Raw genomic sequence first — 591 nt, 5'->3', positions numbered from 1 at the left:
TGGCTGAGCGTCGACCTGCCGGAGGCCGCCGGACTGCGGCGCGCCCTGCTGCCGGAGCACCCGCGGGCGCGGGTGCTCGCCCGGTCCGCCGCCGACCTGAGCTGGCTCGACGAGATCGACGCCCCGGAACGGGGCACGATCGTGACCGCGCAGGCGCTGATGATGTACCTGCGGCCCCGCGAGGTGCGGGACATCATCGCCGCGTGCGCCGAACGGCTGCCGGGCGGGGCGCTGGTGCTGGACTCGATGCCCCGCTGGATCACCAGGCTGACACGCGAAGGGAAGATCCGGATCGGTGAGTTGGCCATCCCGCCGATGCACTGGTCGATGGCGCCGCGCGACCGCTCCCGGCTGTACGCGGTACACCCGCGGATCACGGACGTACGGGCGCTGACCATGCCGCGTGGCCGCGGGGTGACGGGCCGGCTCGTCCGCCACCAGCACCTGGTGCCGGTCTTCCGGTCCGTCTCCCCCGCGGTGACGCTGCTGCGGTTCGCCTGACCGCGTACAGGGATTCGGCCGGTCAGTCCGCGGCCCCGGCGCGCGCCACGATCCGGTACGCGTTGGAGAACCGCGTCCGGCGGAGGAGCG

At 74.1% G+C, this 591-nt stretch carries 1 pseudogene; it reads left to right on the top strand.

From position 1 onward, the window contains the following. Window positions 1–501: pseudogene (locus tag JNW98_RS29685) on the top strand (class I SAM-dependent methyltransferase); the annotation flags it as partial. Between the last annotated feature and the right edge of the window lie 90 nt (window positions 502–591).

The sequence above is a fragment of the Streptomyces huiliensis genome (assembly GCF_020037025.1).
Lineage (GTDB): Bacteria > Actinomycetota > Actinomycetes > Streptomycetales > Streptomycetaceae > Streptomyces > Streptomyces huiliensis.
This window is presented reverse-complemented; position numbering and strand designations above follow the sequence as displayed.